The organism is Ensifer sp. ENS09 (genome assembly GCF_014852425.1).
Lineage (GTDB): Bacteria > Pseudomonadota > Alphaproteobacteria > Rhizobiales > Rhizobiaceae > Ensifer.
The window spans coordinates 239,662-252,527 of record NZ_JACVBP010000001.1 but is presented as its reverse complement, the minus strand read 5'-3'; the positions used below and the strand labels follow the sequence as shown (position 1 = coordinate 252,527).

The following is a 12,866-nucleotide window of genomic DNA, read 5'->3' as shown; positions in this document are numbered from 1 at the left end:
GATGAGTGATCTGAAGCCATTCGTCGCCAAGGTCGCCGCCCGCGAGGCGCTGAACCGCGAAGACGCACGTGCCGCCTTCGAAATCATCATGTCGGGTGCCGCAACGCCGTCGCAGATCGGCGGCTTCCTGATGGCATTGCGGGTGCGCGGCGAAACCGTCGATGAAATCGTCGGCGCGGTAGGCGCGATGCGCGCCCGCATGCTGCCGGTCGATGCCCCGGCGGACGCGGTCGATATCGTTGGTACCGGCGGCGACGGCGCCGGCACCTACAACATCTCGACGCTTGCATCGCTGATCGTCGCCGGCGCGGGCGTGCCGGTTGCCAAGCACGGCAACCGCGCGCTGAGCTCGAAGTCGGGCACGGCCGACGCGCTCTCCTGCCTCGGCGTCAAGCTCGACATCGGTCCGGAAGCGATCTCGAAATGCATCCGCGAGGCCGGTGTCGGCTTCATGTTCGCCCAGCAACACCATTCCGCCATGCGCCATGTCGGCCCGACGCGGGTGGAGCTTGGAACGCGTACGATCTTCAACCTGCTCGGTCCGCTCTCGAACCCCGCAGGCGTCAAGCGCCAGCTCGTCGGCGTCTACGCGCCGCAGTGGGTGCAGCCGCTCGCCGAAGTGCTGCGCGATCTCGGCTCGGACAATGTCTGGGTCGTTCACGGCGACGGCCTCGACGAGATCACCACCACTGGCACGACCGAGGTCGCCGAACTCAAGGACGGCAAGATTTCGACCTTCACGCTGACGCCGGCGGATTTCGGGCTTCCGACGGTGACGATCGATGCGCTCAAGGGCGGCGACGGTGCGCACAATGCGGTCGCGCTCCAGGCGGTGCTCGACGGTGCCGAGAACCCCTATCGGGACATTTCCCTTGCCAATGCGGCCGCATCGCTGATGATAGCCGGACGGGCAAAGGACCTCACCGAAGGCATGGCGCTCGCGCGCCAGTCGCTTTCAAGCGGCGGCGCGAAGACCGCCCTGCAGCGCCTGATCAGCGTTTCGAACGCGGCCTGAGGAAGGATCGGCACATGACGGATATCCTGCGCAAGATCGAAGCCTACAAGCGCGACGAGATCGCCGCCGCCAAGTCGCACGTCGCGCTCGACGAGCTCAAGGCGCGCATCGCTGACCAGTCCGCCCCGCGCGGCTTCCATGCGGCGCTCGCCGCACGCAAGGCCGCCGGCACGTTTGGACTGATCGCCGAAATCAAGAAGGCAAGCCCGTCGAAGGGGCTGATCCGCCCGGATTTCGATCCGCCGGCACTCGCCAAGGCCTATGAGGCCGGTGGCGCGGCCTGCCTGTCCGTGCTGACGGACGCCCCGAGCTTTCAGGGCGCGCCTGCCTTTCTCGAAGCGGCGCGCGCGGCCTGCGCCCTGCCGGCGCTGCGCAAGGACTTCATGTTCGACACCTACCAGGTGTTCGAGGCACGTGCCTGGGGCGCCGACTGCATCCTTCTGATCATGGCTTCGCTCAGCGACGACGACGCCCGCCGCCTTGAAGAAGCATCTTTCGAACTCGGCATGGACGTGCTGATCGAGGTGCATGACGCCGAAGAGATGGAACGGGCGCTGAAGCTCGCCTCGCCGCTCGTTGGCATCAACAACCGCAACCTCAGGACCTTCGAGGTCGATCTCGCTGTTTCCGAGCAGCTTGCGGGCATGGTGCCTGCCGACCGTCTGCTCGTCGGCGAAAGCGGCATCTTCACGCATGCGGATTGCCAGCGGCTGGAAAAGAGCGGCATCACGACCTTCCTCGTCGGCGAGAGCCTGATGCGCAAGAGTGACGTCGAATCAGCAACACGCGCACTTCTGACGGGCGTTGCGACCACGCTGGCGGCCGAGTGATGAGCAAGCCGACGCTCACGCATATCGGTGGCAGCGGCGAAGCGAACATGGTGGATGTCGGCGACAAGACCGAGACGGTGCGCATCGCCGTCGCCGAGGGCCATGTGCGGATGAAGGCGGAAACGCTGACGCTCATTCTTGAAGGCGACGCCAAGAAGGGCGACGTCATCGGCACGGCGCGGCTGGCGGGCATCATGGCTGCCAAGCAGACCGCCAACCTCATTCCACTCTGCCACCCGCTGATGCTGACCAAGGTCACCGTCGACATCACGCCGGATCCGACGCTTCCTGGCCTTCGGGTCGAGGCGCTTGCCAAGCTGACGGGGCGCACCGGCGTCGAAATGGAAGCACTGACGGCTGTCAGCGTCGCCTGCCTCACCATCTACGACATGGCGAAAGCCGCGGATCGCGAGATGGAAATCGGCGGCATCCAGCTGGTAAGCAAGTCCGGCGGACGATCCGGCGACTACCGACGCGAAGGGAACTGAGGCCATGGCGTTGCTGTCCGTCGAAGACGCGCTCGAGCGAATCCTCCACGGCGCCACGCCACCGCAATTGACGGAACTCGTCGGCCTTCATGACGGGCTTGCCCGCGTGCTGTCTCAAGATATTCCGGCGCGCGTCACCCACCCGGCCTTCGACAATTCGGCGATGGACGGCTACGCCGTGCGCCACCGGGACATCGAGACCATCGGCTCCGAACTGACCGTGATCGGCCAATCGGCGGCAGGCCACGGCTTCAAGGGCGAGATGAAGGCGGGCGAAGCCGTGCGCATCTTCACCGGTGCGCCAGTGCCATCGGGCGCCGATACGGTGATCATCCAGGAAGATACCGAGCGGTTGCCGGGCAACCGGATCCGCACCACATTCGTGCCCGGCAAGGGGCGACATATCCGAACCGCAGGCCAGGACTTTATCGCCGGCGAAGCGGGACTTTCGGCGGGCGACGTGCTCGATGCCGGGCGCTTGACGCTCGCTGCCGGGATGAACCATGCCAGCCTGCCGGTCTTCAAACGCCCGCGGATCGCCATCCTGGCGACGGGCGACGAGCTGGTGGCTCCGGGCAGCAAGCCGGGCGACGATCAGATCATCGCCTCCAACAGCTTCGGAGTCGCGACGATCGCGCGCGACAACGGCGCGGAGGTCATCGATCTCGGGATCGTCCGCGACGATCGGGACGCGATCAGTGCGGAGATCAGGCGAGCTCAGGACGCCGATGTCGACGTAATCGTCACGCTCGGCGGCGCTTCTGTCGGCGACCATGACCTGGTGCAGTCGACGCTCATTGCCTGCGGCATGACGCTCGACTTCTGGCGCATCGCCATGCGGCCGGGAAAGCCGCTCATGGTGGGACAACTCGGAAAGACCACGGTGCTCGGCCTACCGGGCAATCCGGTCTCCAGCCTCGTCTGTGCCCTGCTCTTCCTAGAGCCGCTGACCCGTAAGCTCGCCCGCTTGCCATCGCGCGACCGATTGACGACCGCGCGGCTTGCAAACCCGCTTCCGGGTAACGATGTCAGGCAGGACTATGTGCGCGCGCGCCTGACGAGGGACAGCGACGGCGCATTGCTTGCCCATCCCTTCTCGCGGCAGGACTCGTCGATGATGAAGGTTTTCGCGCAGTCCGATTGCCTGATCGTGCGGCCGCCGCACGCGGCCGAGGCGCCCGCGGGCACGACCTGCGACATTCTCAGGATTCGCTGAACAAACCAAGCGCGAGCCATCTGGGCCCGCAAAAGCAAAAGGCCGGGCAGAACCCGACCTTTGTTCCCGTTCGATCTCGGCGATGATCACGTGGCTTCGTCATAGAGCGCCATGTCAGCGTGGCGCTGTCACTGTTTTACAGCATCAGGCCGGGATGCGAATCAATTGACCGTCTCATCCGAGCGGCTGACCAGGATCTTGTCGATACGGCGCGCGTCCATGTCGACCACTTCAAAGCGGTAGCCATGGGCAATCGCGACATCGCCCTCTTCCGGCGTCTTGCGCAGTTGCTGGACGAGGAAGCCGGCAATGGTCTCGAAATTGCCATCGGCGTCGATGCCTTCGATGCCGATTGTCAGGTGGATTTCGTCGATCGGCGTGCGGCCGTCGACAAGGTAGCTTCCGTCTTCGCGCTGGCGGATCAGGGCATGCTCGATGTCGTCGTAGTTCGACGGCAAGACGCCAACGATCGCTTCGAGAATATCGGCGATGGTGATGATACCCTCGGTGCTTCCGTACTCGTCGACGATCATTGCCATGTTGATGCTCGACGACTTGAAGGCTTCCAGTGCCTTCAGGCACGACGCCGTCTCCGGCAATGTGTGGATTTCCTTGATGTACCTGCGGACATCGAACGGTCCGGAGGTCGGAGCGTTTAGAATTTCCTTTGCCAGAACCGCGCCGAGAACGTCGCCGCTTGGACCGTCAACCACCGGGTAGCGGGAATGGCCGAACTGATCGATCTTGCGGCCAACCGTTTCGAGGCTGTCGTTGACGTCGATAAAGCTCACCTCGGTGCGGTGGGTCATGATCGACTTCACGTTGCGGTCGCCGAGGCGGATGATTCGCCGAAGCATCTCGTGCTCCGACTTTTCGATCGCGCCGCTTTCGACGCCTTCGGCCATGATCGCGTGGACTTCCTCTTCCGTCACATGATCCGGATCGTCGGGGCGGATGCCGAGAAGACGCATGGCGAGCGATGCCGCCGTCTCGAAGAGGTAGACGACCGGCGCTGCGATCCGTGACAACAGATGCATCGGGCGCGCGACGAACATCGCCAGCACCTCGGAATTCTTCAGCGCCAGCTGCTTCGGGATAAGTTCGCCGATAACCACCGACAGGAAGGTGATGAGGGTAACGACAAGCACGAGGGCAACCGTGTTGCCGTAAGGATTGATCCAGGCGATCTCATCGAGCAGCGGCGCAAACTTCGCAGCGATGGTCGCGCCGCCGTAGGCGCCGGCCAAGGTGCCGACGAGCGTGATGCCGACCTGAACCGTGGAAAGAAACTTGCCGGGGTCTTCAGCAAGGCGCAGCGCCACCTCGGCGCGGGCATTTCCCTGTTTTGCCATCTGGCGAAGCATGGGCTTGCTTGCCGAGACGATTGCCATTTCCGAGAGAGCAAAAAATGCATTGATCAAAAGCAGGACGAAAATGACAAAAAACTCGGACATGGTCTCCAGGTCACCGTTGACGAAAGTCGCTCCGCAAGGAGCGAGCCTTCACCAAATAAGGCCAGCGCGCGATCCGAGCAAGCACAAGCAATGAAATCGCTGCAATCTTCTGAACATTGGAAGGGTCGAGCGCTGTTTTGTTGAACAATCTCGACCGCAGGCAGCATCAACTGCGGCTGTGCAGGGCGCTGTGAACGCGCTCGCGTCCGATCTTGATCACGTTTTCCATCGCAAGGCGCGCGCCGACCTCGTCACGCCTGCCGATTTCCTCGACGATCCGAATATGGTTGCGGGCGACTTCGTCTATACCGCCCTTTTCGGCGACCGGGGAGCTCAGCTTGAAGACACCGACCAGCGCCGCTTCGATCAGCCCGCCGACCGTGCGCATGAAGGGGTTGCCGGAGGCCTCGGCGACAGCAAGGTGGAATTTCAGGTCAGCGCCGGCGAGGCTCTCGGCACTGTGGCCTTCCTCGCCCATCGCAACCGCGAGCCGCATCATGCGGCTGATTTCGGCCTCCGACGCGTTTCGCGCCGCGAGCGCGGCGGCATGCGGCTCGAAGGCCAGGCGCACCTCGCTGAGGTGATAGAGGAACTCTTCGTCGACACCGCACTCGAAATGCCAGGTCAGGATATCGTTGTCGAACAGGTTCCAGTCGTTGCGGGGCGTCACGCGGGTGCCGATTCGCGCCCGCGGCACGACCAGCCCCTTGGCGGCGAGCGTCTTCATCGCTTCGCGCAGAACGGTTCGCGACACCTTGAAACGGGCCGCGAGTTCCGGGTCACCCGGAAGAATGGAGCCGACTGGAAATTCGCCGGATATGATAGCCTTGCCGAGTTGATCGACAACATGTGCGTGGCTCGTGCGCTTGCGCGAGCCGGACACAACGGTTTCCAGCACACTCCTGTTCAATCCATCTCCTCCAGGCACTCCCCTGCCTGACTTCATACGGCGCGCTGCGCCACAACGCCTTCGTGCGAAGCACGGAGGTCACCCCTAAACCTGTGCAAATGAATGTAGTTTGAACGGTCGATTCCGGAAAGCCCCAGGGCGGGTGCAAAACCGTAAACCGCGCACCGCCGAACGGACAAGCAACCCTTACGCGATCTCCCAACGACAAACCCCGCCGAAATGGCGGGGTTTGCATTGTGTTTCGTAGACGCTTGCTTACTTCGGCAGCTGGTCGTCGACACCTTCGACGTAGAAGTTCATGCCGAGCAGCGTGCCGTCGTCCGACGACGCGCCGGCTGCGAGCCATTCGCTGCCGTCCTGCTTCTTCAGCGGGCCGGTGAAGGGCTTCAGTTCGCCCGACTTGATCTTGGCTTCGGCGTCTTCCGCGAGCTTCTTCACATCGTCAGGCATGTTGGTGTAGGGCGCCATCGTCAGGATGCCATCCTTCAGGCCGTCCCAGCTCGACGTCGTTTCCCACTTGCCGTCGAGGAAGGCCTGCGTGCGCTTGATGTAGTAAGCGCCCCAGGTATCGACGATCGCCGTCAGCTGCGTTTCCGGGCCGGCCTTGATCATGTCGGAGGCCTGGCCGAAGGCCTTGATGCCACGCTCGGCGGCAACCTGCATCGGAGCCGTCGTGTCGGTGTGCTGCGTCAGGATATCCACGCCCTGGTCGACCAATGCCTTGGCAGCATCGGCTTCCTTGCCTGGGTCGAACCAGGTGTTGGCCCATACGACCTTGATCTTGAAGTCCGGGTTGACCGAACGCGCACCGATGACGAAGGAGTTGATGCCCATCACCACTTCCGGGATCGGGAAGGAAGCGATGTAGCCGGCGACGCCCTTCTGCGACATCTTGGCGGCGATCACGCCCTGGATGTAGCGGCCTTCATAGAAGCGGCTGTTGTAGGTCGCGACGTTCGGCGCGGTTTTGTAGCCGGTCGCATGCTCGAACTTCACGTCCGGGAACTTCTGCGCGATCTTGATCGTCGCATCCATGAAGCCGAAGGACGTCGTGAAAATCAGGCCGCAGCCCGAGCGTGCCAGACGCTCGATCGCGCGCTCGGCATCCGGGCCTTCCGGCACGCTTTCCAGATACTGCGTCTCGATCTTGTCGCCGAGCGCCTTTTCCAGCTCCTGGCGGCCGATGTCGTGCGCCTGGGTCCAGCCGCCGTCGGTCTTTGCACCAACGTAGACGAAGCAGACCTTGGCCTTTTCCTGGGCGCTTGCGCCGGTGGCAAAGCCGAGCGCGGCCGCGGAGCTTGCGAGAACGAGCAGTAGTTTTTTCATTTTCTTGACCTCTGTCGGTTTGAGAAACGTCAGTATGAAATGCTTGCGATCACCGGTCCGGCACAAACGGTTTGCCGAGCGATGCCGGCGTATTGATCAGGGTCATGCGCCGGTTATGCGAAATGAGAATGAGGACGACGATCGTCGCGACATAGGGCAGCGACGAAAGGAGCTGCGAGGGAATGCCCAGACCGAAGGCCTGCGCGTGCAACTGGCTGATCGAAACCGCGCCGAAGAGATAGCCTCCGGCCACCAGCCGCCACGGACGCCAGGACGAAAAGACCACCAGCGCCAACGCGATCCAGCCGCGACCGGCCGACATGTTCTCCACCCATTGCGGCGTGTAGACGAGCGACAGCTGTGCGCCGGCAAGGCCGGCGCAGGCGCCGCCGAACATCACGGCGAGATAACGGGTGCGAATGACGTTGACGCCGAGCGCGTGTGCTGAGGCGTGGCTGTCGCCGACCGCACGCAGCTTGAGGCCAGCGCGGCTCTTGAACAGGAACCAGTGAACGCCTGCGACGATCGCGATCGAAAGATAGAAGATGATGTCCTGCCGGAAGAGCAGCGGCCCAATGTAAGGGATATCGGCGAGAAGCGGGATCGCGATCGGCTGAAGCTTGACGCCCTGCATACCGAGGAAACTCTCACCCATCATGCCGGAGACGCCGATGCCGAGCAGGGTCAAAGCCAGGCCCGTCGCCACCTGGTTTGCCACCAGGCTCAGCGTGAGGAAGGCAAAGAGCTGCGAGAACAGCGCGCCGCAGGCGATGCCTGCAAGCATGCCCAGATAGGGCGAACCGGTGATCTGGGTGATTGCGAAGGCGGAGACCGCCCCCATGATCATCATGCCCTCGACGCCGAGGTTCAGCACGCCGGACCGTTCGGTCACCAGTTCGCCGATTGCGGCCAACACCAGGGGCGTTGCGGCCGTGATGACGCTCAAAAGGATCGCTTCGACGATACCCATCAGCGGCTCCCCTCGCTGTTAGTCGCGGTCAACCGGTCGAAGACCAGCTTGATGCGATAGTGGATGAGCGTGTCGCAGGAGAGCACGAAGAAGAGCAGGAGACCCTGGAAGACGCGCGTGACTTTTTCGGACACGCCGATCGACAGCTGCGCCGCCTCACCGCCGAGATAGGTGAGCGCCAGCACCAGGCCAGCGGCGACGATGCCGAGCGGATTGAGGCGGCCGAGGAACGCAACGATGATGGCGGTGAAGCCGTAGCCGGGCGAGATGACCGGGCGCAACTGCTGGATCGCGCCGCTGACCTCGGAAATGCCGGCCAGGCCGGCAAAGGCGCCGGAAAGCAGCATCGAGAACCAGATCATCTTACGCGAGGAGAAACCGGCAAAGCGCCCTGCCCGCTCCGATTGGCCAAGCACGGAAATCTCGAAGCCCTTCAGCGTGTAACGCATCATGAACCAGACGAGGATCGCCGCTATGATGGCGAAGGCGAAGCCCCAGTGGGTACGGCCGGAGGCAAGCATTTCCGGCAGGATCGCATCGACGGCAAAGGTGCGCGTCTCCGGAAAGTTCATGCCGCCCGGATTGCGCCAGGGTCCACGCACCAGCCAGTCGAGGAACAACTGGGCGACATAGACCAGCATCAGGCTCGTCAGGATCTCGTTGGTGTTCATATGCGCTTTGAGGAAGGCGGGGATGGCGGCAAACAGCGCACCACCGAGCATGCCCATCAGCATCATCAGCGGCAGCACCAGCGGCGACTGCCAGTCGTAGAAGACCACCGGCAGGATCGAGCCAGCAATCGCGCCCATGATGAACTGGCCCTCGGCGCCGATGTTCCAGTTGTTGGAACGGAAGCAGACCGACAATCCGACGGCAATCAGGATCAGCGGGGCCGCCTTGATCGCCAGTTCGTGCAGCGACCAGACCTCGCTCAGCGGCTCGACGAAGAAGCTGTAGAGCGCCATCACAGGATTCTTGCCGAGCAGCGCGAACATGATGCCGCCGAAGACGATCGTCAGCAGGAAGGCGATGAACGGCGACAGGATCGAAAACAGCGTCGAGACCTTGGCGCGCTTTTCCAGTTCAATGCGCATGTGCGGCCTCCGTGCCTTCCGTCTTGCCGTACATGCCGCCCATTAGCAGGCCAATCTTTTCACGCGAAAGCTCCTTGGCCGGATAGGGATCGGAGAGCTTTCCGTCGCTGATGACGGCGATCTCCGTCGCCACTTCGAAGATCTCATCGAGATCCTGGCTGATGACGAGCACGGCAGATCCGGACTTGGCGAGATCGACGAGCGCCTGGCGGATGCGGCTGGCAGCACCCGCATCGACGCCCCAGGTGGGCTGGTTGACGACGAGCACGCTCGGCTGGCGGTCGAGTTCACGCCCGACGATGAACTTCTGCAGGTTGCCGCCGGAAAGCGAGCCGGCCGGCGGATCCTCGCCACTCTTGCGCACGTCCATCGCCTCGGAGATGCGCTTCGTGGCGCTCGTCACCGCATCGCGACGGATGATCTTGAGGAAGCCGCCGCCGAGGAACGCCTTTGCGTCCGAGCGACTGCGGGCAAGCACGAGATTGTCCGAGAGCGGCAGCGCCGATACCGCGGCGTGGCCTTGGCGCTCCTCGGGAACGAAACCCGCGCCCATCAGCCGGCGGGCGTTGATGTTACGGTTGCCGACCGGCTTCTGGCGGATCTGCACCGCATTGTCGTCGGCAACCGGATATTCGCCCGAGAGCGCGTCGAAGAGTTCGCCCTGGCCGTTGCCGGCAACACCGGCAATCGCCAGCACCTCGCCGGCATGCACCTTGAGACAGATGTTCTTCAGCGAAACGGCGAAAGGCGTGCGCGCCGGCACGCTCAAGTGCCGCGCTTCCAGCTGCACCTGACCCTTGGCGCTGGTGCCTTCGGCCGTCACCGCCGCGACGTCGCCGCCAACCATCATGCGCGCCAGCGACGAGGGGGTCTCCGTCTTCGGATCGCAGGCGCCGGTCACCTTGCCGTGGCGCAACACTGTTGCGCGGTCGCAGATGCGCTGCACCTCTTCCAGCCGGTGACTGATATAGAGAACCGAACGGCCTTCTGCCTTCAGCTTGTAGAGTGTTTCGAACAGGCGATCGGCTTCCTGCGGCGTCAGCACCGAGGTCGGCTCGTCAAGGATGATGAGGCGCGGGTTCTGCAGGAGCGCGCGCACGATCTCGATGCGCTGGCGCTCGCCGACCGAGAGATCCGCCACATGCGCCTTGGGGTCGAGCGGCAGGCCATAGGCGTGCGACAGACGGGACGCCTCTTCCGCCACCCTCGCCAACGAGATGTTCGCATCCATGGAAAGCGCGATATTCTCTGCGACCGTCAGTGCCTCGAACAGCGAAAAATGCTGGAAAACCATGCCGATGCCGAGCTTGCGCGCAGCCGCGGGATTGGCGATGCGCACGCTCTGGCCCTGCCAGAGTATCTCTCCGGCCGTCGGCGACAATACGCCGAACAGCATCTTGACCAGGGTCGATTTTCCGGCGCCGTTTTCGCCGAGAAGGGCGTGGATTTCGCCCGGTTCAATCTGCAGATTGATCCCATTGCAGGCCGCGAAGCTGCCAAACAATTTCGTCAGGTTGCTCACAGCCAATAGATGACCGTTCGCCGCTACTCCCTCAACAGGCACGCTGCCCTCTTTCCCCTCTGTTGATCCGCGTCCGCCTTAAGGCTTCGATCACGGAATCAGCAGTGTTGTTCCACTTGTTTTTCTTGTCTCGAGATCCGTATGCGCTCGCCCCGCATCGGCGAGCGGATAAGTCTGATTTATATTGATACGCACTTTGTTGCTTTGCACAATATCAAACAGGGAATTTGCACACGCTTCCAGCGCAGGCCGCGTGGCAACGTAACCAAAGAGTGTCGGACGCGTCGCAAAAAGCGAGCCCTTTTGAGCCAGGATGCCGATGCTGAAGGCATCCACCGGACCGGACGAATTGCCGAAGCTGACCCAGAGGCCGCGCGGCTTGATGCAATCCAGCGACGCCGGATAGGTGTCACGCCCGACGGAATCGTAGACGACATCGACGCCGCGGCCGTCGGTCAATTCCTTGACCCGTGCGACGAAATTGTCGGTGCGGTAGTTGATCACGTGGTCGTAGCCATGCGCCAGCGCCAGATCGATCTTGTCCTGCGAGCCCGCGGTACCAATGACAGTCGCGCCAAGCGCCTTCGCCCACTGGCCGGCAATGAGCCCGACGCCGCCGGCTGCGGCATGGAAGAGGATCGTCGTGCCCGGCCCGACCTGATAGGTCTGGTTGAGCAGATATTGCGCCGTCATGCCTTTCAGCATCATCGCGGCCGCGGTCTCGAGACTGATGCCGTCAGGCACCTTCACCAACTGCGCGGCATCGACATTGCGTTCGCTCGCATAGGCGCCAGCGGCCGACGCATAGGCGACGCGGTCACCGACGGAGAACAGGCTGACGCCGTCGCCAACCGCAGTGACGATACCGGCGCCTTCCTTGCCCGGCACGAAGGGCAAAGCTGACTTGTAGAGGCCGGTGCGGAAGTAGACGTCGATGAAATTGAGTCCGACGGCCACCTGCCGGATCTGCACCTCACCCGGCCCCGGCGGCGAGAGTGTCACGCCTTCGAGCTTCAGGACCTCCGGTCCTCCGAGTTCGCGTACCACAATCGCCTGTGCCATTGCCTGCTCCTATTTCCGGCCGAGACTTGGGAAAATCTGCAGCACGAAGCCAATCACGTAGAGATAGATGCCTGTGACGACGAAACCGGTGACGACCCATGCCGGCGTCGCAAAATGCAGGAGCAGCGCGTAGATGCCGAGCGCCGACCACAGAAGGAAGATGCCGAGGTTCAGCGGTCGCAGGCGCTGGACGCGAACCGGATGAAGGAAGTTGATCGGCAAGAAGGTCAGGACCACCGACACGAAGACGACGATCGACGCCGTCAACTCGCTCGCCTGGATGACGAACAGCGTGAAGACGACCATGTTCCAGACGACGGGGAAGCCGGAGAAGAAGTATTCGTCCGTCTTCATGCCCATGTCGGCATAATAGATCGCGCTCGAAACCACGATCGCGCCGGCCGCGACGAACGACCAGGGCTCGCCGATCATGCCGCTCTGGTAGAGCGCAAAGGCTGGCAATAGCACATAGGTCACGTAGTCGATGACGTTGTCGAGCGTGTCGCCCGACCAGTTGGGCAGCACTTCCTTGACGCGCACCTTGCGGGCGATCGGCCCGTCGATGCCATCAACGAGCAGCGCCAGCCCCAGCCACCAGAACATGTCGACGAAACGGTGCTCGGCCGCAGCCACGACACCCAGGAAGGCGAGAAACGATCCCGATGCGGTCAAGATATGCACGGAGAAGGCGCGAATCTCGGCGTAGGGAACTCGTCTGTAGTTAAAGAACTTCATCTGCGGACGCCGCCCACCCCTGCTGTTTTCCCCGTGCGGGCCTTGACCCGCCTCGACCGCTGTGCGGCGCGTTGCCCGTAATATGCACCCTTTGCAACGCATCGCCACTAAAATTCAAGTATTACAGCCTCCCCTCGCCCCATTGTCCTGTGGACACCTGCAAATTGCTTCTGCGCTGATTCTACCCATTTATTTCGCATGCGCCGACGACTAGAGGTATGATCGAGGCTGGGCCAAGACGCCT

The 12,866-nt window shown here is 62.8% G+C and carries 12 protein-coding genes; 4 read left to right on the top strand and 8 right to left on the bottom strand.

Features of this window, described 5'->3' with window-relative positions:
- Position 1 precedes the first annotated feature (1 nt).
- From trpD to glp, 4 genes are read left to right on the top strand one after another with little or no spacing between them, the layout of a single operon-like run.
- A complete protein-coding gene (gene trpD / locus IB267_RS01325; protein ID WP_192446100.1) occupies positions 2-1,015 on the top strand; it encodes an anthranilate phosphoribosyltransferase in 1,014 nt (337 codons plus the stop codon).
- 14 nt (positions 1,016-1,029) lie between these two features.
- Positions 1,030-1,845, top strand: a complete 816-nt coding sequence (gene trpC / locus IB267_RS01320) for an indole-3-glycerol phosphate synthase TrpC (protein ID WP_192446099.1) — start codon at positions 1,030-1,032, stop codon at positions 1,843-1,845.
- Positions 1,845-2,333: a cyclic pyranopterin monophosphate synthase MoaC gene (gene moaC, locus IB267_RS01315; protein WP_192446098.1), complete on the top strand. Its 489-nt coding sequence runs from the start codon at positions 1,845-1,847 to the stop codon at positions 2,331-2,333. The genes trpC and moaC overlap by 1 nt, the downstream gene beginning before the upstream one ends.
- Positions 2,334-2,337: 4 nt before the next feature.
- Positions 2,338-3,549 (top strand): gephyrin-like molybdotransferase Glp, encoded by a 1,212-nt coding sequence (gene glp, locus IB267_RS01310; protein ID WP_192446097.1) that lies wholly within the window; start codon positions 2,338-2,340, stop codon positions 3,547-3,549.
- Between the two features lie 161 nt (positions 3,550-3,710).
- Here the strand turns inward: glp and IB267_RS01305 are convergent, their stop codons facing one another.
- The 8 genes from IB267_RS01305 to pcsA form a co-directional block, all read right to left on the bottom strand.
- A complete protein-coding gene (locus IB267_RS01305; RefSeq protein ID WP_192446096.1) occupies positions 3,711-5,003 on the bottom strand; it encodes a hemolysin family protein in 1,293 nt (430 codons plus the stop codon).
- Between the two features lie 166 nt (positions 5,004-5,169).
- Positions 5,170-5,949, bottom strand: coding sequence for a FadR/GntR family transcriptional regulator (locus IB267_RS01300; protein WP_192446095.1), 780 nt, complete (start codon positions 5,947-5,949; stop codon positions 5,170-5,172).
- 219 nt (positions 5,950-6,168) lie between these two features.
- Positions 6,169-7,239 carry a BMP family ABC transporter substrate-binding protein gene (locus IB267_RS01295; RefSeq protein ID WP_192446094.1) on the bottom strand — a complete coding sequence of 357 codons (1,071 nt, stop codon included), beginning with the start codon at positions 7,237-7,239 and terminating at the stop codon, positions 6,169-6,171.
- Between the two features lie 49 nt (positions 7,240-7,288).
- A complete protein-coding gene (locus tag IB267_RS01290) occupies positions 7,289-8,209 on the bottom strand; it encodes an ABC transporter permease (protein ID WP_043620304.1) in 921 nt (306 codons plus the stop codon).
- Entirely contained in the window at positions 8,209-9,303 is a 1,095-nt protein-coding gene (locus tag IB267_RS01285; RefSeq protein ID WP_060517054.1) for an ABC transporter permease, read from the bottom strand. The genes IB267_RS01290 and IB267_RS01285 overlap by 1 nt, the downstream gene beginning before the upstream one ends.
- Entirely contained in the window at positions 9,293-10,867 is a 1,575-nt protein-coding gene (locus tag IB267_RS01280) for an ABC transporter ATP-binding protein (RefSeq protein WP_192446093.1), read from the bottom strand. The genes IB267_RS01285 and IB267_RS01280 overlap by 11 nt, the downstream gene beginning before the upstream one ends.
- Before the next feature lie 48 nt (positions 10,868-10,915).
- Complete coding sequence (locus IB267_RS01275) at positions 10,916-11,887, bottom strand: quinone oxidoreductase (RefSeq protein ID WP_192446092.1); 972 nt, start codon at positions 11,885-11,887, stop codon at positions 10,916-10,918.
- 9 nt (positions 11,888-11,896) lie between these two features.
- The gene (gene pcsA, locus IB267_RS01270; protein ID WP_034790952.1) at positions 11,897-12,622 is read right to left on the bottom strand and encodes a phosphatidylcholine synthase; all 726 of its coding nucleotides are present in this window, start codon (positions 12,620-12,622) and stop codon (positions 11,897-11,899) included.
- Positions 12,623-12,866 lie beyond the last annotated feature (244 nt).